The 18,556-nt window shown below is 39.9% G+C and carries 20 protein-coding genes; 9 read left to right on the top strand and 11 right to left on the bottom strand.

From position 1 onward, the window contains the following. Positions 1-21: 21 nt before the first annotated feature. Positions 22-630 carry a cob(I)yrinic acid a,c-diamide adenosyltransferase gene (gene cobO / locus AC0L3Y_RS15035; protein ID WP_473465576.1) on the top strand — a complete coding sequence of 203 codons (609 nt, stop codon included), beginning with the start codon at positions 22-24 and terminating at the stop codon, positions 628-630. A 108-nt stretch (positions 631-738) separates the two neighbouring features. Next, positions 739-1,092: a RidA family protein gene (locus tag AC0L3Y_RS15030; protein ID WP_473465573.1), complete on the top strand. Its 354-nt coding sequence runs from the start codon at positions 739-741 to the stop codon at positions 1,090-1,092. 89 nt (positions 1,093-1,181) lie between these two features. Here AC0L3Y_RS15030 and AC0L3Y_RS15025 read toward each other — a convergent pair whose 3' ends face one another. Next, the gene (locus AC0L3Y_RS15025) at positions 1,182-1,673 is read right to left on the bottom strand and encodes a cyclic nucleotide-binding domain-containing protein (RefSeq protein ID WP_473465569.1); all 492 of its coding nucleotides are present in this window, start codon (positions 1,671-1,673) and stop codon (positions 1,182-1,184) included. A 358-nt stretch (positions 1,674-2,031) separates the two neighbouring features. On the opposite strand from AC0L3Y_RS15025, the gene AC0L3Y_RS15020 reads away from it, so the two are divergent. Further along, positions 2,032-3,618, top strand: a complete 1,587-nt coding sequence (locus AC0L3Y_RS15020; RefSeq protein WP_473465566.1) for an ABC-F family ATPase — start codon at positions 2,032-2,034, stop codon at positions 3,616-3,618. Between the two features lie 84 nt (positions 3,619-3,702). Here the strand turns inward: AC0L3Y_RS15020 and AC0L3Y_RS15015 are convergent, their stop codons facing one another. The 4 genes from AC0L3Y_RS15015 to AC0L3Y_RS15000 form a co-directional block, all read right to left on the bottom strand. Beyond that, entirely contained in the window at positions 3,703-4,539 is an 837-nt protein-coding gene (locus AC0L3Y_RS15015) for an MOSC domain-containing protein (RefSeq protein ID WP_473465563.1), read from the bottom strand. Positions 4,540-4,664: 125 nt separating this feature from the next. Then, positions 4,665-5,831, bottom strand: a complete 1,167-nt coding sequence (locus AC0L3Y_RS15010) for a type III PLP-dependent enzyme (RefSeq protein WP_473465560.1) — start codon at positions 5,829-5,831, stop codon at positions 4,665-4,667. A 264-nt stretch (positions 5,832-6,095) separates the two neighbouring features. Further along, the gene (locus tag AC0L3Y_RS15005) at positions 6,096-6,515 is read right to left on the bottom strand and encodes a DUF6691 family protein (RefSeq protein ID WP_473465556.1); all 420 of its coding nucleotides are present in this window, start codon (positions 6,513-6,515) and stop codon (positions 6,096-6,098) included. Positions 6,516-6,537: 22 nt separating this feature from the next. Continuing rightward, the gene (locus tag AC0L3Y_RS15000) at positions 6,538-6,936 is read right to left on the bottom strand and encodes a YeeE/YedE family protein (protein WP_473465551.1); all 399 of its coding nucleotides are present in this window, start codon (positions 6,934-6,936) and stop codon (positions 6,538-6,540) included. Between the two features lie 220 nt (positions 6,937-7,156). Here AC0L3Y_RS15000 and AC0L3Y_RS14995 point away from each other — a divergent pair, with 220 nt between their 5' ends. Both AC0L3Y_RS14995 and AC0L3Y_RS14990 read left to right on the top strand, forming a co-directional pair. Next, positions 7,157-7,621 (top strand): DUF6942 family protein, encoded by a 465-nt coding sequence (locus AC0L3Y_RS14995; RefSeq protein WP_473465548.1) that lies wholly within the window; start codon positions 7,157-7,159, stop codon positions 7,619-7,621. Beyond that, entirely contained in the window at positions 7,621-8,064 is a 444-nt protein-coding gene (locus tag AC0L3Y_RS14990; protein ID WP_473465545.1) for a tellurite resistance TerB family protein, read from the top strand. The genes AC0L3Y_RS14995 and AC0L3Y_RS14990 overlap by 1 nt, the downstream gene beginning before the upstream one ends. A 102-nt stretch (positions 8,065-8,166) precedes the next feature. Here AC0L3Y_RS14990 and AC0L3Y_RS14985 read toward each other — a convergent pair whose 3' ends face one another. Then, positions 8,167-8,751, bottom strand: coding sequence for a Fe-Mn family superoxide dismutase (locus tag AC0L3Y_RS14985; RefSeq protein ID WP_473465541.1), 585 nt, complete (start codon positions 8,749-8,751; stop codon positions 8,167-8,169). A 157-nt stretch (positions 8,752-8,908) separates the two neighbouring features. Here AC0L3Y_RS14985 and AC0L3Y_RS14980 point away from each other — a divergent pair, with 157 nt between their 5' ends. The 3 genes from AC0L3Y_RS14980 to cysN all read left to right on the top strand — a co-directional run bounded on the left by AC0L3Y_RS14980 (position 8,909) and on the right by cysN (position 12,552). Further along, positions 8,909-9,835, top strand: coding sequence for a hypothetical protein (locus AC0L3Y_RS14980; RefSeq protein ID WP_473465536.1), 927 nt, complete (start codon positions 8,909-8,911; stop codon positions 9,833-9,835). A gap of 167 nt (positions 9,836-10,002) precedes the next feature. Next, positions 10,003-10,908: a sulfate adenylyltransferase subunit CysD gene (cysD, locus tag AC0L3Y_RS14975; RefSeq protein WP_473465531.1), complete on the top strand. Its 906-nt coding sequence runs from the start codon at positions 10,003-10,005 to the stop codon at positions 10,906-10,908. A 30-nt stretch (positions 10,909-10,938) separates the two neighbouring features. Beyond that, positions 10,939-12,552: a sulfate adenylyltransferase subunit CysN gene (gene cysN, locus AC0L3Y_RS14970; protein ID WP_473465528.1), complete on the top strand. Its 1,614-nt coding sequence runs from the start codon at positions 10,939-10,941 to the stop codon at positions 12,550-12,552. A gap of 109 nt (positions 12,553-12,661) precedes the next feature. Here cysN and AC0L3Y_RS14965 read toward each other — a convergent pair whose 3' ends face one another. Then, complete coding sequence (locus tag AC0L3Y_RS14965; protein ID WP_473465525.1) at positions 12,662-13,738, bottom strand: 3-deoxy-7-phosphoheptulonate synthase; 1,077 nt, start codon at positions 13,736-13,738, stop codon at positions 12,662-12,664. Positions 13,739-13,825: 87 nt separating this feature from the next. Next, positions 13,826-14,587, bottom strand: coding sequence for a sulfite exporter TauE/SafE family protein (locus tag AC0L3Y_RS14960; protein WP_473465520.1), 762 nt, complete (start codon positions 14,585-14,587; stop codon positions 13,826-13,828). Positions 14,588-14,695: 108 nt separating this feature from the next. Between AC0L3Y_RS14960 and cysB the strand changes: the two genes are divergently transcribed. Continuing rightward, positions 14,696-15,670 carry an HTH-type transcriptional regulator CysB gene (gene cysB, locus AC0L3Y_RS14955; RefSeq protein ID WP_473465515.1) on the top strand — a complete coding sequence of 325 codons (975 nt, stop codon included), beginning with the start codon at positions 14,696-14,698 and terminating at the stop codon, positions 15,668-15,670. A 75-nt stretch (positions 15,671-15,745) separates the two neighbouring features. Here the strand turns inward: cysB and wrbA are convergent, their stop codons facing one another. The 3 genes from wrbA to AC0L3Y_RS14940 all read right to left on the bottom strand — a co-directional run bounded on the left by wrbA (position 15,746) and on the right by AC0L3Y_RS14940 (position 18,554). After that, entirely contained in the window at positions 15,746-16,348 is a 603-nt protein-coding gene (wrbA, locus tag AC0L3Y_RS14950; RefSeq protein WP_473465512.1) for an NAD(P)H:quinone oxidoreductase, read from the bottom strand. Beyond that, entirely contained in the window at positions 16,345-16,689 is a 345-nt protein-coding gene (gene arsC, locus AC0L3Y_RS14945; protein ID WP_473465506.1) for an arsenate reductase (glutaredoxin), read from the bottom strand. Before arsC ends, wrbA begins: the two co-directional genes overlap by 4 nt. A gap of 140 nt (positions 16,690-16,829) precedes the next feature. Next, entirely contained in the window at positions 16,830-18,554 is a 1,725-nt protein-coding gene (locus tag AC0L3Y_RS14940; RefSeq protein ID WP_473465502.1) for a proline--tRNA ligase, read from the bottom strand. Positions 18,555-18,556 lie beyond the last annotated feature (2 nt).

Raw genomic sequence — 18,556 nt, 5'->3', positions numbered from 1 at the left:
TTTCATTAAGAAGCATTTATTATGTCAAAAGTTATTAAAGACCCAGAGCGCCATAAAGAGCGGATGCAGAAAATAAAGTCTCATATAGACAAACGTATTGCAAAAGCTCAAGAAGACAAAGGCACGTTTGTCCTTTTAACCGGCAATGGTAAAGGCAAATCTAGCTCCGCGTTGGGTATGGTTGCTCGTTCTTTAGGTCATGGTATGAAAATTGGCGTTGTGCAGTTTCTGAAGGGCGAATGGAATACAGGCGAGATAGACTTCTTTAAGAAGCAAGACGGTATTCAATGGGAAATTATGCCGGCAGGTTTTACTTGGGAAACACAGAACAGAGAGTTTGATATTGCCTCTTCAGCACAAGCATGGGAAAAAGCAGCGGCAATGCTTGTAGATCCAAGTATTAATCTGGTTGTGTTAGATGAATTAACCTATTTATTGCATTACGAATATTTAGACGAAGATTCTGTGCTACAAGCATTGATGGATAGATCTGAAGGTCAGCATTTGGTAGTGACTGGGCGTGGTGCTTCAGATTCCTTGGTTGAGCTTGCGGATACAGTAAGTGAAATAAAAGAAGTTAAACATGCTTTCAAGCGCGGTATAAAGGCTCAGAAAGGTCTGGAGTTTTAGTTTTTTATGGTTTTATATATTATATTAGTTGGTTTTTATAGTTAAATAATCTCCATTAGTGTTGGTATTATTTCCTTTTAATTTTTTAATCTAATTATCGAGGTTTTTATGGCAGCTATTGAGCGCATGGAAGTAGGTCAGCGTATGAGTCGTATCGTGAAACATAACGGTACAATCTATCTTTGTGGTCAAGTTGGTGCTGACGCTAACACTGGTATCACAGAACAAACTCAAACTATGCTTGATAAGGTTGAAGTCTTGCTAGAGCAAGCTGGCTCCAGTAAAGAGCACATCTTATCGGCGACAGTTTATATTCGCGATATGAAAGATTTTTCGGCAATGAATGCTGTTTGGGATGCTTGGGTCCCAGAAGGTTTTGCACCAGCTCGTGCTTGTGTTGAAGCGCGTATGGCAAGAGCTGAGTTACTTGTTGAAGTATCTATTGTGGCGGCTGAAAAATAACGGCTACGGTAAAGAGAGAAAACTCACATTTTCAAATGAAAAATGAGTAAGTGCTTTTGTTGTATGCTTGCTCATTTTTTTGTCTCAATTCATTTCTTGATAGTTACATTATTTTCAACAAGAGCATTACTTAATGTTCTTATCGTTCTTGCCATATCTCTTGATAGATTCATCAGCAAAATCCCAAAATCAAATGGATAATCATCATGGAAATCACTGAAAAGGTGATCGGAGACTTCAAGTAATAAGCTGTCTTCATGGGCATAAAGGCTGCCAACACGATCATGCAAAGCAATCATAGAAACAAAACCAATGACTTCTCCGAAATGAATTGTGCGTGTAAGAATGCTTTTTTTGTGGTGATGTTTATAGAAATCTAAACTACCGTGAAGAACAATATGGAAGTTTCCTCCTTTGCTTCCGTAGCTAAATATTTCATCATCCTTTAAGGCATATTTTAAAATACCATTATCTAATAAATATTGGATAGCAGGTTCTGATAACGCGCCAAATATAGAACCTTCTTTTAAACGAGAAATGGATATGTCGTATTTAGCTTCTGTTGCTGAGACGGCTCTCATTTTTTATTCTCTCCGCCAAATGGATAAATGGATCTTTGTTTGGTTTTTTAGCCCGAAAATTTCGCCATTATCTTGTCATCGGCTAACAATTGTATTTCTAAATATTTTAATTTATTAAATATTGGACTTATTCGATAGAGAAAACAGCACTTTTTTGTATTCTCTGGTAACGCTAATCACATTGAGTGTAACGATAGGTGTTAGTTTTTTATGGAATAAGTTGTTTGTCTCTTAAAGAGTAGGGGCAAACTGTGCGATAATGCACCATATAAGCGTTACTCCTGTTAAAGCCTGATTGAGTTTTTAATTAGCTAGATTGGAGTGCAAACATTTACTTAATGATCAGTGGAAGAATACTTTGTTAACGACGGCTAACATCACCATGCAATTTGGTGCAAAACCTCTTTTTGAAAACGTCTCTGTTAAATTCAGTGAAGGTAAACGCTACGGCCTTATCGGTGCGAATGGATGTGGTAAATCTACATTCATGAAAATTCTTGGTGGTGACCTAGAGCCAAGTTCAGGAAACGTATCAAAAGATCCTAACGAACGTCTTGGTAAATTGAAACAGGATCAATTCGCTTACGAAGAATATTCTGTCATCGATACTGTCATGATGGGGCACACAGAGCTCTGGGCAATTAAGTCTGAAAAAGACGCGATTTATGCTAATCCTGAAATGACAGAAGAAGATGGTCTTCGTGCGGGGGATTTGGAAGCTGAGTTCGCAGAAATGGATGGCTATACAGCAGATGCTCGTGCTGGAGAATTGTTGTTAGGCGTTGGTATTCCGACTGAACAACATTATGGTCTTATGAGTGAAGTGGCGCCAGGTTTGAAATTGCGAGTATTATTAGCCCAGGCACTTTTTTCTGATCCAGAAATATTGCTACTCGATGAGCCAACTAACAACTTGGACATTAACACGATTCGTTGGCTGGAAGGTGTTTTGGTTGAGCGTAATTGCACAATGATCATTATTTCCCATGACCGTCACTTCTTAAACTCTGTTTGTACTAACATGGCAGATTTGGATTATGGTGAATTGCGCTTGTTCTCTGGTAATTATGATGAGTACATGACAGCAGCAACGCAGTCTCGTGAGCGTTTATTAGCTGATAATGCTAAAAAGAAAGCACAGATTAACGAATTGAAATCATTCGTGAGTCGTTTTTCTGCTAACGCATCGAAATCTAAACAAGCAACTTCTCGTGCGAAACAAATTGATAAAATTCAGCTTGAAGATGTGAAGCCTTCTAGCCGTCAAAGTCCGTTTATTCGTTTTGAGCAAGAGAAAAAACTGCACCGTCTTGCCGTGCAAGTTGAAAATTTAGCTAAGTCTTATGACGAGCAGCTTTTTAGCAACTTGAATATGATGGTTGAAGTCGGGGAGCGTATTGCGGTTATCGGTCCAAATGGTATTGGTAAAACAACACTTCTTAAATGTTTAGTTGGCGATACAGAGCTGACGAAAGGCGAAGTTAAGTGGTCTGAAAATGCCAATATTGGTTATTATGCTCAGGATCATGCCCATGAATTTGAAAAAGACGTGGACTTGGTTGAGTGGATGAACCAATGGGGTCAAGAAAGTGATGATGAACAAATCATCCGAGGCACACTTGGTCGTCTATTATTCTCACAAAATGATATTAAAAAATCTGTCAAGGTTCTGTCTGGTGGTGAACAAGGTCGTATGCTTTTCGGCAAACTGATGCTGCAAAAACCAAACGTTCTTGTTATGGATGAACCGACTAACCATATGGATATGGAGTCAATTGAGGCTTTGAACTTAGCGCTCGATCATTATCCTGGTACTTTGATCTTTGTCAGTCATGACCGTGAATTTGTATCTTCTCTTGCTACTCGTATTGTCGAAGTAACAAATAAAGGTATTGTGGATTTCCATGGTACTTACGACGAGTACCTAGAAAAACTAGACGCTTAAGTTTATCTAGACAAGTAAATAAAAAAGGAAGATTTTATAATCTTCCTTTTTTATGCTTGGTTCTTGCTATACTAATGTATATGGCTAGCGTCTGTCGTTGTAGGTATCAGGCTCTTGATATTCGAGAATATCTACTTCATCGTTTACATTAATAACACCTGTATTCAGGGCAATCATGTTGATACCAAACATGATACCTTTCTTATCTAAAAGACGAAATTTCCCCAGTGTTTTTAAAGGCTCGCCTTTTTTAAGGCGTTCTGCTGTTTCCGGGTTGAGAGTCGTAAAAATACAGCGCTCACAGGGTTTTACATTTTCAAACTCTACTTCACCAATCCTAATACGCTTCCAGGAATCTTCCGCAAATGCTTTATTTCCTTTGATCACTAGGTTGGGTCGGAATTGCGTCATCTTAATGTCTTCAGGGCAGGTTCTATTTAGTTCATCTAATGATGCTTGTGTAGTAAGTAAAAAAGGGTAACCATCAGCAAAAGCGACTGGCGAATCTGGTTTTCTATTGGTGAATCGTTTTGATTTTTCGCTGAAATATACAAGCTCAACAGGTTCGTGCAAAATGGAGCTGAACCATATATTCGCTTCTTCGGATACCGTTTGTCCTTGTACATCTTTTTCCCAAATAGTGACTTTTTTATAATTCTCAGGAAAATTCTTGGGGCTAAGAGCTAGTTCTGTTTTGATGTCAGGGTGAGAAAGTATCCAAGTGTTACCTTCAAGTGACTTTGCTTCTACTAGCGTTAATTTTGGGTGTTCTCTCCCTGTGACACATTCGCCGTCTGGTTTTACTAGCATGTAGCGACGATCTCCCAAAAGTCCTGCTTCATTTACTGGACTTGATTGCAAGGCAATACCGTGAATAGATTTAATAGGGTAAATAGCCAGCTGGCTTAGGGAGTAAGTCATGGGAGCTCCTTTTGGGATGAGCTTCCATTATTACTTAAGGTGTGCGTTTTTCCAATGATTAAGCCTCAGAATAACCTTCTGAGGCTTAATATATTGCGAACTTTCTATTAATTTGGCGTTTGTTCTTACAGGTAATAAGAAGCCAAAGGAGGGAAGCCGTTAAATTCTACAGCACTGTATGTCGTAGTGTAGGCGCCAGTGGACAACCAAAACATACGATCGCCAATGGCTAGATTAAGTGGTAATCCGTATTTGTAGTTTTCGTACATGATATCTGCGCTGTCACAGGTTGGACCTGCAATAATGACTTCTTCTAGTTCGCCTTCTTTTTCTACGTGAATTGGGTATTTGATGGATTCGTCTAATGTTTCGATTAGACCAGAAAATTTACCCACATCCGTAAATACCCAACGGTTCAATGCTGTATGCGATTTACGAGAAATCAATACAACTTCACTGACTAATATTCCAGCGTTGGAAATCAATGAGCGACCGGGTTCAAGAATGATGCGTGGCAATTCTGTACCAAAATCTTCTTCTAAGAAGCGGGTAATTTCTTCTGCATAAGTCGATAACTCATTCGTACGCGTAATATAGTTGGCAGGGAAGCCACCACCCATATTAATCATCTGAAGCTCAATATTATCTTCTTCTTTTAGGCGTTCGAAGATCACTTTAACATTTGCTATAGCTGCATCCCATGCGCCGATATCACGTTGTTGAGAACCAACATGGAATGAAATTCCGTAAGGGATCAAGCCAAGTTCTTTTGCAAGTACAAGTAAATCCATCGCCATATCTGGACGGCAACCGAATTTACGAGATAGTGGCCAGTCTGCAGTTACTGTACCTTCTGTCAAAATACGAACATAAACACGAGAGCCGGGTGCTGCTTTTGCAATGTTACGTAAATCTGCTTCAGAGTCTGTAGCAAACATACGAACACCTTTTTCATAAAAATAGCGTACGTCATTTGCTTTTTTGATTGTGTTGCCATAACTCACACGATCTGGAGATACACCACCAATTGCAAGTAATTTATCCAACTCATAACGTGATGCGACGTCGAAATTTGAACCACGATCACGTAGTAATGTTAGGATTTCTGGTGCAGGATTGGCTTTGATAGCATAAAAGATATCAGCAACAGGAAAACCTTTGGTGATTTCTGTATAAGCTTCATCGATAATTTCTGTATCGATAACAACAAAAGGTGTTTCTTTTGTCGCTGCAAAAGCTTTGAAGCGAGCGAAGCGCTCAGGTGTGTAGAAATCGTTGACATCAATAGACATGGATAGAAACTCCTCATTGTACAAACATAAACCGATGATAAGTAAACGTCTTTAGCTTCTCCCGTCCTACTTATGGCTGTTACTTATCCGGCCTTGTGATGGCCTTAAGCGACTAGCGCAGCAGTTGAAGCGGTGCGGATTATGTTCAGCAATGACGCGGGCGAAATTTAAGGTCAAGAGGGGATTACGTCAAGTATTTTTTTGTTTTTTTAGTCAAAAAAAGAGACGAAGAATCGTCTCTTTTTTCATAGGACTTATAACGTCTTATTTGTGGGATATTTTTGCTTGAAAATAATGAAAGCCACTACCGATGATTAATGCTCCAACGAAATAAATGCCTTCGTTTGGGTTGTTCACTAGAGCCGTTAAACCAGGTCCAGGACAGTAACCACTGATCCCCCAACCAATACCAAAAAGTGATGAGCCAATAATCAATTTTGAATCGATTTGACGTAAAGTCGGCACTTGCCATGTGTTGCCTAACAAAGGGCTGAGTTGTTTTCCTTTAATAAAGTAACCAATCATCCCTACAACAATAGCACTGGCCATAACAATGATAAGAGATGGGTTCCAATCGCCGAAAATATCTAAAAAGCCGATGACAACGGCGGGGTTAGTCATTTCTGAAAAAGCCAACCCTAAGCCAAATAGTAGGCCGGCGAGGAGTGTAGTAATTGCATTCATGATGTTTCCTAATATGTTCTTTTTAGTTTAAAACGGCAACAGTAATGATTGCAGTAGCCATAAAGGTAATCGTCGCAACAATAGATCGAGGTGATAATCTTGATATGCCACAGACGCCATGACCACTGGTGCAGCCACCACCAAGTCGTGTTCCGTAACCGACAAGTAGCCCTGAAATAATCAGGAGCAATGGGCTTCTTGTTTCAGGGAATGCAACGGTTTGCTCTGTTAATATACCGTACGCACTACCACCTATAATGAGTCCTGCTATGAATAAAAAAGGCAGTAAACGACCTTTACTGAATAAAAGTTGTGACAATATGCCACTGATACCAATTACCTTACCAGTAACAAGAAGATATATTGTTGCTGTTAGGCCAATTAGTATCCCGCCAACGAGGGGGTTAAATATTGTTTCCATGATAGATTCCAATTATTAATATTAGGCTATTCTAATGTATATTTATAAGTAAATGCTAATATATTTTTTAAATGGTTTATTTTTGCTTTTTTATTGCGATTTTTTCCATGAAGAAGAGTTGTGAAAATAGAAATAGGATCTTCAGTTCCACAGTCTTTACCTATTAGATAGCTGATAATGTGGAAAGCACGCTGTATTCTTGAGTAATAAAGGAGATCGGATGGATGATTTATGGTTGGGTGCTTCGAGAAATGAGGCACAATGTGTTTTCCTTTTGCCTAATAAACCTGTGCTATCCAAGGGAAATGATTGTATTTTATCGAGAGAAGTTAATGCCTCTCTTTTGATTGAACTAAATGGAAATCATTGGCGTAAAATTTTAACCATCATGGCAAAGTTGTTTGTTCCTCACTATGATGATTGGCGTGAGTTCCGTGATAATGAATTACTAAATAAAGTTGGTATTGCTTTTGGGCTTCATCAGTTGGAGGGTTATCAAGGCACACTTTTTATTGTTGGTAATGCTTTTCGAGATATTTGGCCTGTACCGGATACTGCACAAGAAATTGGAGAAGGGCATGTGGCTGCTTTTTCATCCCCTTGTGTTTGGTGTCCTTATTTAGACTATCGCCAATTTCCTAATGTGTTAATTGAAAGAATACGTGAAACTGTTTTGGAGAAATAATGCTTAGAGCTTTAAAAAGTCTTTTTAGTTTGCCTGTCGAGCATGGCGAGCAAATAACCTATCAGAAAGCGGTCGCTGCATTGCTCATGGAGGTAATGTTAGCGGATCATATAGTTGATGAAAAAGAAGAGAGACAAGTTAAGCGCTTTCTTCGGGACGTCAGCGAACTGGGTGATGACATTGACATACTTTATCAAGAAGCGAAAACTGGTGTAGAGCATGCAAATGATTTGTATCAATTTACTAAAGTTATCAATGAAACAGCTACACTAGAGCAAAAAATGCTTCTTCTAAAAGCCTTGTGGCGTGTTGCTCTTGCCGATGGTAATATTGATGCCCATGAAGATCATAGAATTAGAAGAATAAGTGAATTGCTCTTTATGCCTCATTCTGAATTTATTCAGGCAAAAATCTTTGTGCAAAATGAAATGAGCACAGAGTAGGTTTGGATAACAATGATTTGCTTTTAATATAAAAAAAACGCGGCGTAAGCCGCGTTTTTTTGACTGGTCTAACTCTATTTTCTAATTTAATGAAAAATAGATTTAAGCTGCGAAGTTTGCGGCTGCAAATTCCCAGTTAGCCAATGCCCAGAAACCTTTCAGATAATCAGGACGAACATTGCGATAATCAATGTAGTAAGCGTGTTCCCAAAGGTCAACTGTGATAAGAGCTGTTTGGTCACCAGTAAGCGGAGTTGCTGCATTACTTGTGTTGACGATTTCTAAAGAACCGTCTGCATTCTTAACTAACCACGTCCAGCTGGAGCCGAAGTTGTTTACGGCTTTATCATCAAAAGCAGCTTGGAACTTTTCAAAAGAACCCCAAGTCGCATTGATAGCATCTGCTAGAGCACCAGTTGGAGCGCCTCCGCCATTAGGGCTTAAGCTATTCCAGAAAAATGTGTGGTTCCAGATTTGAGCTGCGTTATTAAAAACAGGACCAGCTGGAGCAGATTTTATGATCTCTTCAAGTGATTTGTTTTCGTAATCAGATCCAGGAACTAGACCATTTAATTTAACAACGTACGTGTTGTGGTGCTTGCCGTAGTGATACTCAAGCGTTTCAACAGACATGTGCGGCTCAAGTGCGTCTTTAGCATAAGGAAGAGCTGGCAATTCAAAAGACATTTAAATTCTCCTTGCTTTTTATTAATGAAAAATGCTTGTTATCAAGCAGTTAATGGTGCTTATATAGTAGCATTGAACAACTTAAGATAATATTATTTAGGATTGTTCTAAGACGATTTTCCATAATTTTTATTAATAACGGTTATATAAGATTTCCATGCAAAGAGACGATGATGTTGAGATCCCAAGCCTGACTCTGGATCAAGATGAGGTCAGTGATAGAAGGCCTAGTGCAGTAGCGCCCAAAGGCAGTTCTTCCCCTTCTCCAGCTAGGCCTACTCATGCCCCTAAACCAATGGTTGTGCAGAAAAAAACCAATTTATTAGGTGTTTACCTTTTATTAATATTTATTCTGTTAATTTCTGTTGGTGCTGGATATTGGTTGTGGCAACAGAATGCACAGCTGCGTAACGAAATTTATGGTGCTAAAAGTGAAATTCAGAATCTAGACCATCAATTACTTGCTGCTGATGTATCTGCGAATAAACAGGGTCAAACTCTTGAAGAAACCCTTAAAACCCATGATAGCGAAATTCGTAAATTATGGGCTGTTGCTTATGATCGGAATAGAAAAACGATTGCAGATAATGGTGCTGAGATTGAAAAACTGCAGAAGTCACTTGCCAGCCTTAAAGATACCTTATCGACTCAATCTAAGCGTATAGCGATACAGTCATCTGCATTTAATGATTTGGAAGCCGGTTATAACAAATTAATCCCCGCAGTTTCTAATATCGATAATGTGGTGAAAACTGTTGCTATGACGCAAGAAGCTCAAGCAAAGCAATTGCAATCAGCGGAAAGCCAAATTGCGCTTCAGGCAGGTCAAAATCAAACACAGAACCTGAATGTTAGAACGATTCTTCAAGATCTGGCGGCAGCACAGAAGAAAATAGCAGCCCTTGAAAATAAATCTGCAGATGTGAGTGCATCGGATTTAGCAAAAATTCAAACAACTTTAGCAAACCATCAGGATGCAATAAATTCAAGTGATGCCTTTAGAACTCAGGTTAATGGTGAAATTATTAGGCTACGTAAGCAAATTAATCAGTTAGTGCTTGAGCAACAACTTAACGCTGAATAAATTAATACTAGAGAATAATTATTTTAAAAGGCCGATTTATCGGCCTTTTTTTATGTTTGATTTTTAAATATACATATTCAACTAAAGTCTAAGCGATGAATCTCTTATAACCTAAAGGCATGTTATAGTTTAAAAATACTTAAGCCTTACAATAGAGATGGGGAATTATGACAGAGGCAAGACTGACTCACCTAAAACAGCTAGAAGCCGAAAGTATTCATATTATTCGTGAAGTTGCTGCTGAATTTGATAATCCAGTAATGCTGTATTCTATAGGTAAAGATTCAGCCGTTATGCTGCATCTTGCTATGAAAGCATTCTATCCAGGAAAACCACCATTTCCTCTAATGCATGTCGATACAGGTTGGAAATTTAAAGAAATGATCTCATTCCGTGATGAGCTAGTTGCAAAGCTAGGTTTGGAATTGATCGTTCATAAAAACCAAGAAGGTATTGATCAGGGAATTGGGCCTTTTACACATGGTAGTTCTAAACATACTGATGTGATGAAAACTCAAGGTTTGAAGCAAGCATTAGATAAATACGGCTTTGACGCTGCATTTGGCGGTGCTCGTCGTGATGAAGAAAAATCTCGTGCCAAAGAGCGCGTGTATTCTTTCCGTGATAAGCAACACCGTTGGGACCCTAAAAACCAACGTCCAGAGCTTTGGAATATCTACAACGGTAAAGTAAACAAAGGTGAGAGCATCCGTGTTTTCCCATTGTCTAACTGGACGGAATTGGATATTTGGCAATACATTTATTTAGAGAGTATTCCAATTGTGCCTCTTTACTTCTCTGCTAAGCGTCCAGTTGTTGAACGTGATGGCACTTTAATCATGGTGGATGATGAGCGTATGCCTCTTAATGGTGAAACGCCTGAAATGAAGTCTGTTCGCTTTCGTACACTTGGCTGTTATCCATTAACTGGGGCGGTTGAATCAGAAGCGGCGTCATTGCCTGAGATTATCCAGGAAATGCTACTGACAACCAGTTCAGAACGCCAAGGGCGAATGATTGACCATGATTCTTCCGGTTCAATGGAAGAGAAGAAGAAACAGGGCTACTTCTAAGTTTGAAGTAAAGTAAGTTTGGAGTGAAAAATGTCTCACCAGTCAGAATTGATCAGCCAAGACATACTTGGCTATTTGAAACAACATGAAGAAAAAGATCTATTGCGCCTTCTTACTTGTGGCAACGTAGACGATGGTAAAAGTACATTAATTGGTCGTTTGCTGCATGACTCTAAATTGATATATGAAGATCATTTAGATGCCGTTAAACGGGACAGTAAAAAATCAGGAACACAGGGTGAAGAGATTGATTTGGCTTTATTGGTCGATGGTCTTCAAGCAGAGCGTGAACAGGGCATAACTATTGATGTGGCTTACCGTTATTTTTCTACTGAAAAACGTAAGTTTATTATCGCGGACACACCGGGACACGAACAATACACACGTAACATGGCAACGGGCGCGTCTACTTGTGACCTTGCGATCATCTTAATTGACGCTCGTTATGGTGTGCAGACGCAAACTCGACGTCACTCTTATATTGCGGCTTTACTTGGTATTAAGCACGTTGTTGTTGCTGTGAATAAAATGGATTTGGTAGATTTCTCTGAAGAGAAATACAAAGAAATCGAATCAGATTACCTTACGTTTGTTGATCAACTTGGCGACCGTAAACCTGAAGATATTCAGTTTGTGCCAATGTCGGCATTGCGTGGCGATAACGTAGTGAACGCATCTGAAAGTACGCCTTGGTACAAAGGTTTGCCTTTGATGGCGATTTTGGAAACTGTTCAGATTAATCGTAACGTTAAAAAAGATTCTTTCCGTCTTCCTGTGCAATATGTAAATCGTCCTAACTTGGACTTCCGTGGTTTTTCTGGAACGATAGCGGCGGGTGTGGTTAAGCCGGGTGATGAGATTGTTGCTTTGCCTTCTGGTAAAAAATCCAAAGTTGCTGAAATCGTTACTTACGATGGTAATTTGGCTTCTGCGAAAGCAGGTCAAGCGGTGACGATTACATTGGAAGATGAAATCGACATCAGTCGTGGCGATATGCTTTCGCATCCAGGCCAAGAGTCCTTGATTGCCTCTACGTTAAGAGCATCTATTGTTTGGATGGCGGATCAAGCTTTGGTTCCTGGCAAGCTTTATGACTTTAAGCTAGGTACGCAAACTGTACCGGGTAAAGTGCATCACTTTAACCATCGTATTGATGTGAACACGTTAGAGCATAGCAAGATCGATGCACTGGAGCTAAACGGTATTGGTGACTGTGTTATTCAATTTGATGCCCCCGTTGCTTTTGATGAATATCAAAATAGTCGTTTAACAGGAGCCTTGGTTATTATTGATAGATTGACCAATGTAACTGTAGGTGCAGGTATGGTTGAAGAGGCCATTGCTGAATTAGACGCTGACTCTGTTGTTAGTGCTGAGGATCGTGCAGCGCGTCTTGGCCAAAAACCTGCAGTTATTGCTTTGCCATCTGAAGTGTTGGTTAAATCTGATGTGTTGGAGCGATTGCTTTTACGTCAAGGCATTGTGGCGTTAGTAAAAGCGGATGCTACTGAACAAGAAGCGAAATTGATTCGTCAAACAGGTGTTGCCTTTCTTGTTTCTAATGCGTCTATTGCTGACTCTGAAATAAGTGAGACTGCTATGGACGAAGTAGTTGATTTGGTTATTGAAAGTATTCGTTTGTAATTAACGAGAAGCAGCCAAGGCTAAAGTATAAAAAAACCAGTGTGAATCACACTGGTTTTTTTGATCTGACGATTACATTTAATCTAACGTTTTTCGTTCTGGGGTTAGCTTAGCTGCGTTGGCGTTTTGGAAGTGTGTCGCGTAGAGCGTTTGCCATAGCGATTAATGACTTTTCTGTTGTTTCCCAATCAATACAAGCATCAGTGATAGATACGCCATACTCTAGGTCTTTAAGGTCCGCTGGAACCTTTTGGTTACCCCATCCGATATTACTTTCGATCATCAGCCCCATGATGGAATTGTTACCATCAAGAATTTGTTGGGTCGAATCCTCCATCACAGAGACTTGTTTTTCTGCTTTTTTACTTGAGTTTTCGTGGGAGCAATCAACCATAATGTTGTGCTTCAAGTTGGCAGAAGTGAGGGCTGTTTCGCATTGTGCAATATTAGAGGCGTCGTAATTAGGTTGGCCATTGCCGCCACGAAGAACGAGGTGGCCATAAGCATTACCTTTGGTGTTAACAATACTAACTTGGCCGCTTTCGTTTATACCCAAAAATGAGTGTGAATGAGATACAGATTGCATCGCGTTCACAGCAACAGTTAGACCTCCATCCGTGCCGTTTTTAAAGCCTACAGGTCCTGACAGGCCAGAAGCCATTTCACGATGGGTTTGTGACTCCGTTGTTCGTGCGCCAATTGCAGACCAGCTAATAAGGTCTTGAATATATTGAGGAGAGATTGGATCAAGGGCCTCTGTAGCAAGCGGGAGTCCCAACTCTGATAAATCAATCAATAATTTACGGCCAATTCGGATACCTTTATCTATGTCGAATGTACCGTCCAAATTTGGATCATTTATTAACCCTTTCCAGCCAACTGTAGTGCGAGGTTTTTCAAAGTAAGCACGCATAATGATATACAAGGTATCGTCTAGCTCTGCTGCTAGGTTTTTGAGGCGTTTTGCATAATCCAAAGCTGCAGTCGTATCATGAATTGAGCATGGGCCAATCACAATAGCAAGACGGTGATCTTTACCGTCCATGATGTTTTTGATCGTATCGCGTGATTCTGCAATATGGCTGCTAACGCTGTCGCTTACCGGTAATTCTTCTTTTAATTGGCTCGGTGTTACCAAAGAGGTAAAAGAGGCAATATTTAAATCTTCAAGACGTGTATTACTCATTAAGGGGATTCCTGCTTTTTTGCTTTTAATTATATAAGTAACGATAACGTGTTTTGATCTTCGAATGAACCGCCAGTTAAGAGTTTTTTAGAAGAAAAGGTATTTTAATCCGAACGTTAATAGTGCTGTTGCTAGAACTGGTTGTAAAATATGATTTGGAACGTGACTGGCGATGCGAGTACCTATGTAAATAGTAGGAATAGATCCAATCAAAAGTGCAGCGAGCAGGGTGTAGTCCACATTGCCCAAAAAAAGATGCCCTGTGCCTGCTACTAACGTTAGTGGGACTGCATGAGCTAGATCGGTACCTACAATATTTTTGGCTCGCATAATGGGAAATAAAATCATCATGATTGCTGTGCCTAAAGCGCCGGCTCCAACGGAAGTCAAAGTTACAAATACACCTAAAATCAAACCAGAAAAAAATATTATTTTTGTGCCTTGATCTTCTTTAATATTAACGTTTAATGTTCTGATTAGCTTATTTCTGAATAGTATGACAATGGCGGTTACAATTAACATAACACCTAATGTGCTAGTTAGAATTTCTTGATAGTGGTCAGGTTTGTGGAATTGAGATAAAGCCCATACCGTTATTAAAGAGGCTGGAATACTTCCCGCTGCCATAGCAAGTACAATCTTCCAGTTTACATTGCCACGTTTTGCATGCATGACAACACCAGTGCTTTTTGCAATACCTGCGTACATTAAATCAGTTCCGACAGCTATGTGTGGTGGAAATCCAAAGAGTAATAATAAGGGGGTCATAAGTGAGCCACCACCAACTCCTGTTATGCCAACAGCCAAACCTACTGCCGCGCCAGCAACGATATACCAGATAAAATCCATTCGTAAACCATATTGAAGTTATTTAAGCTGGCAACACTAGATGTTTTTTACTATTCTATAAAGTAATATTTTATTATGTTTTTAACTCTTTTTCGAATAAGGTGGCCGATGAAATTACAGCAGCTTAGATATATATGGGAAGTGGTGCGCAATGATTTGAATGTTTCGGCCACGGCGCAAAGTTTATATACCTCACAACCAGGTGTTAGTAAGCAAATACGTCTTTTAGAAGATGAGCTTGGTGTTGAAGTATTTGCACGGAGTGGGAAGCATTTAACGCATGTGACGCCGGCCGGGGAGAAAATTATTGCTTTGGCTGGTGAGGTTCTTAACCAGACAAAAAACATTAAGCGTGTTGCCAAAGAGTTCAGTGATGAGCGTAAAGGTTCTCTTGATATCGCTACGACCCATACGCAGGCGAGATATGCACTACCTAAGGTAATTAATCAGTTTATTGAAGGTTACCCAGATGTGACTTTACACATGCATCAGGGGACTCCTATGCAGATTGCTGAAATGTCTAATGATGGTGTGGTGGACTTTGCTATTGCAACTGAAGCGCTTGAGCGATTTAGTAATTTAGTGATGTTGCCTTGTTATACATGGAATCGGTCTGTGGTTGTGCCAAAAGATCATCCTTTAGCGAACGTTAATAAATTAACCTTAGATATTTTGGCAGAGTATCCTATTGTTACTTACGTGTTTGGCTTCACTGGTCGTTCTCAATTGGATCAAGCATTTCAAGAGGCAGATCTTCATCCAAATGTCGTTTTCACTGCGGCAGATTCAGATGTTATTAAAACGTATGTACGTCTTGGGTTGGGAGTTGGTATTGTTGCATCAATGGCCTATGACGAAGTTCAGGACTCAGATTTGGTCTCTTTGGATGCTTCGCATTTATTTGCCGATAGCTGTACCAAAATAGGTATCCGTAGTAATACATTTATTCGTGGTTATATGTATAAGTTCATTGAATCTTTTGCACCTCATCTGACGAAAGATTTGGTTGTTGCAGCTATGGAGGCGGCTAGTAGACAAGATGTTGAATTGCTATTTAAGGATATTGAATTACCTAGATATTGAGTTTTAAAGCTCTTTGATTAGGTACAAAAAAACCACGACTAGAGATGGTTCGTGGTTTTTGATTTAATCAAATAGCTATTTTTTAAGTTTGATTGTCATTTCTGCAATGCGCTTGCCTTGCGCTTCACAAAGTGCTTTTTCATCATTTGTTAATTGTGTTTCATTGGTGGTGTTAGCTAAATGACTTGCACCATAAGGTGTGCCACCACTCATGGTATGAATGAGCTCTTTATTTTTATAAGGCAAGCCTACCCAAACCATCCCGTGATGTAATAGTGGTGTCATCATGCTGTGAATACATTGTTCTTGGCCTCCGTGCATAGTGCTTGCACTGGTGAATCCACAAGCAGGTTTGTCAATCAATTGCCCTGTCAGCCAGAGTGTAGATGTTTGGTCAATGAAGTGTTTTAGTGGGGCGGCCATACTACCAAAATAAGATGGTGATCCAATAGCAAGGCCAGAGCAATTAGATAGTTCTTCTAGCGTGCAGTAAGGTGCGCCTTCATCTGGTAGTGCGGGTTTGGCCACTTGTGTCGTATCGGCAACATCTGGTACTTGTCGTATTTTGGCTTCAACTTCGCTTATTTTGTTGATGCCCCTAGCTATGTGTTTTGCCATCTCAGAGATGGATCCATGACGGCTGTAAAATAAGACTAGAACATAAGGTCGTTCACTCATTTAAATAATTCCAAAACACTTTCTGGTGGTCGGCCTAATTTTGCTTTGTTGTTATGAATAACAATAGGGCGCTCTATTAACCCCGGATTTTTATGCATAGCTTGAAGTCGTTCATCATCCGTTGAGTCTTTATTTAATCCAAGCTCTTTGTAGAGACTTTCTTTTGTTCTCATTAACTCTAATGGTGATATGTCGAGTTGTTTTAAAATGGTTTCAAGTTCGTCAACGCTTGGGTTGTCTTGTAGGTACAGGCGTATAGTTGGTTGAATGTCATTTTCTTCTAAAAGTTGTAGTGTTTGACGAGATTTAGAACAGCGCGGGTTGTGGTAAATAGTGGTCATGTGGGCTTCCTATTTATTATTTGGTTATCCGCTTATAAAGAAAGTGGTGAAGTGTTTTGTCAATCATTATTAGTAGAGGGTTCAGCAGGTCACATTGATTGCTAAACCCTTGTCGTGCTTTTTCTAGTTCTTGTTGCTTTTTATTTCTTGGCAGTAATGAAATCGATAGCGTCTGAGATGGCTACGTCTTCATTGTCTCCCTGAGTGCGGTTCTTGTATTCAAGGGTGCCATTCGCTAAACCTTTGTCTCCAACAACAAGGCGATGAGGGATGCCAAGTAATTCGCAATCTGCAAATTTAACTCCTGGGCGTTCTTTACGGTCATCGAGTAATACGTCTAAACCTTTTGCTTTTAACTCAGTGTATAAGCGATCACACTCATTACGTACGGCTTCTGATTTATCATAATTCATTGCTACAATGACAATATCGAATGGTGTGATGCTGCTAGGCCATAAAATGCCTTTATCATCAAAGTTTTGTTCAATAGCGGCGGCCACAATTCTAGAAACCCCTATACCATAACAGCCCATGTGCATTACTTTGGCTTTACCGTTCTCATCTAGGACTGTAGCTTTTAGGGCTTCTGCGTATTGTTGGCCAAGCTGGAAAATATGACCTACTTCAATACCGCGTTTAATAATGATTGTGCCTTTCCCGTCTGGAGATGGATCGCCTTCAACAACATTACGTAAGTCTGCGGTTTCAAAGTTAGAGCAATCTCTTTCCCAGTTTAGGCCAATAAGGTGATAGTCGTCCTTGTTTGCACCGGCACAGAAATCAGACATAACAGCAGCTGAACGATCAACAATGACACGAATGCCTTTCTCTTTTAGATCTTTGGGGCCAATTGAACCAGGTGTGCAGCCAATTTTATTTATAATATCCGCTTCATCTGCGAATTCAAAAGGAGAAACAATACCGTCAAGTTTCTCTACTTTTAATTCATTTATATTATGATCGCCACGAAGTACAAGAGCTACGATGGTAGTCTGTTCATTTTCATCCAAGCCTTTTACTAACATTGTTTTAATTGTCTTTGTAACGTCAAGCTTAAGAAACTCGGCGACTTGTTGGATTGTCTTACAATCTGGTGTGAAAACTTCAGTCAATTCTTGTGTTGGTTCATCAGCTTTTGATTTTAAGCAAACAGCTTCTGCAAGTTCTACGTTGGCTGCGAAATCGGAAGTGTCACTGAACGCAATGTCATCTTCACCAGAATCTGCAAGCACATGGAATTCGTGTGAGTACGCACCACCGATGCTGCCTGTGTCTGCCAGTACTGGACGGTAGTCTAAACCGATGCGATCGAATACATTGCAATAAGCTTTATGCATTACCTCGTAGGTTTCATGTAATGACTCTTCATTAATATGGAACGAATAAGCATCTTTCATGCAGAACTCACGAGAGCGCATTACGCCGAAGCGAGGGCGAACTTCATCACGAAACTTTGTCTGAATTTGAAAGAAATTCATTGGTAGTTGTTTGTAGCTAGTGAGTTCATTTCGCGCAAGATCTGTGATCACTTCTTCATGTGTTGGGCCAAGGCAATAATCGCGACCGTGACGATCTTTTAGTCGAAGTAATTCCGCACCGTATTTTTGCCAGCGTCCAGTTTCTTGCCATAGTTCTGCCGGTTGCACGCCCGGCATCATGACTTCAAGAGAGCCTGCTTTTTCCATTTCTTCACGGACAATGTTTTCGACTTTGCGAAGTACTTTTAATCCAGTTGGTAGCCAAGTGTATAAACCTTTAGATAACTGTCGGATCATACCTGCACGAACCATTAATTGATGGCTTGTGACTACGGCATCAGTTGGTGCATCACGTAGGGTAGAAAATAAATAATTGCTTGCGCGCATGA

The sequence above is a fragment of the Marinomonas sp. GJ51-14 genome, from assembly GCF_055808695.1.
Note: the sequence above shows the minus strand (reverse complement) of the source record. Positions and strands in the feature narration are given on the sequence as shown.

Bases quoted from the DNA above. Each gene is read 5' to 3' on its own strand.
- cobO (WP_473465576.1), top strand. From the start codon at position 22: ATGTCAAAAGTTATTAAAGACCCAGAGCGCCATAAAGAGCGGATGCAG.
- AC0L3Y_RS15030 (WP_473465573.1), top strand. From the start codon at position 739: ATGGCAGCTATTGAGCGCATGGAAGTAGGTCAGCGTATGAGTCGTATC.
- AC0L3Y_RS15025 (WP_473465569.1), bottom strand. From the start codon at position 1,673: ATGAGAGCCGTCTCAGCAACAGAAGCTAAATACGACATATCCATTTCT.
- AC0L3Y_RS15015 (WP_473465563.1), bottom strand. From the start codon at position 4,539: ATGACTTACTCCCTAAGCCAGCTGGCTATTTACCCTATTAAATCTATT.
- AC0L3Y_RS15010 (WP_473465560.1), bottom strand. From the start codon at position 5,831: ATGTCTATTGATGTCAACGATTTCTACACACCTGAGCGCTTCGCTCGC.
- AC0L3Y_RS15005 (WP_473465556.1), bottom strand. From the start codon at position 6,515: ATGAATGCAATTACTACACTCCTCGCCGGCCTACTATTTGGCTTAGGG.
- AC0L3Y_RS15000 (WP_473465551.1), bottom strand. From the start codon at position 6,936: ATGGAAACAATATTTAACCCCCTCGTTGGCGGGATACTAATTGGCCTA.
- AC0L3Y_RS14995 (WP_473465548.1), top strand. From the start codon at position 7,157: ATGGATGATTTATGGTTGGGTGCTTCGAGAAATGAGGCACAATGTGTT.
- AC0L3Y_RS14990 (WP_473465545.1), top strand. From the start codon at position 7,621: ATGCTTAGAGCTTTAAAAAGTCTTTTTAGTTTGCCTGTCGAGCATGGC.
- AC0L3Y_RS14985 (WP_473465541.1), bottom strand. From the start codon at position 8,751: ATGTCTTTTGAATTGCCAGCTCTTCCTTATGCTAAAGACGCACTTGAG.
- AC0L3Y_RS14980 (WP_473465536.1), top strand. From the start codon at position 8,909: ATGCAAAGAGACGATGATGTTGAGATCCCAAGCCTGACTCTGGATCAA.
- cysD (WP_473465531.1), top strand. From the start codon at position 10,003: ATGACAGAGGCAAGACTGACTCACCTAAAACAGCTAGAAGCCGAAAGT.
- cysN (WP_473465528.1), top strand. From the start codon at position 10,939: ATGTCTCACCAGTCAGAATTGATCAGCCAAGACATACTTGGCTATTTG.
- AC0L3Y_RS14965 (WP_473465525.1), bottom strand. From the start codon at position 13,738: ATGAGTAATACACGTCTTGAAGATTTAAATATTGCCTCTTTTACCTCT.
- AC0L3Y_RS14960 (WP_473465520.1), bottom strand. From the start codon at position 14,587: ATGGATTTTATCTGGTATATCGTTGCTGGCGCGGCAGTAGGTTTGGCT.
- cysB (WP_473465515.1), top strand. From the start codon at position 14,696: ATGAAATTACAGCAGCTTAGATATATATGGGAAGTGGTGCGCAATGAT.
- wrbA (WP_473465512.1), bottom strand. From the start codon at position 16,348: ATGAGTGAACGACCTTATGTTCTAGTCTTATTTTACAGCCGTCATGGA.
- arsC (WP_473465506.1), bottom strand. From the start codon at position 16,689: ATGACCACTATTTACCACAACCCGCGCTGTTCTAAATCTCGTCAAACA.
- AC0L3Y_RS14940 (WP_473465502.1), bottom strand. From the start codon at position 18,554: ATGCGCGCAAGCAATTATTTATTTTCTACCCTACGTGATGCACCAACT.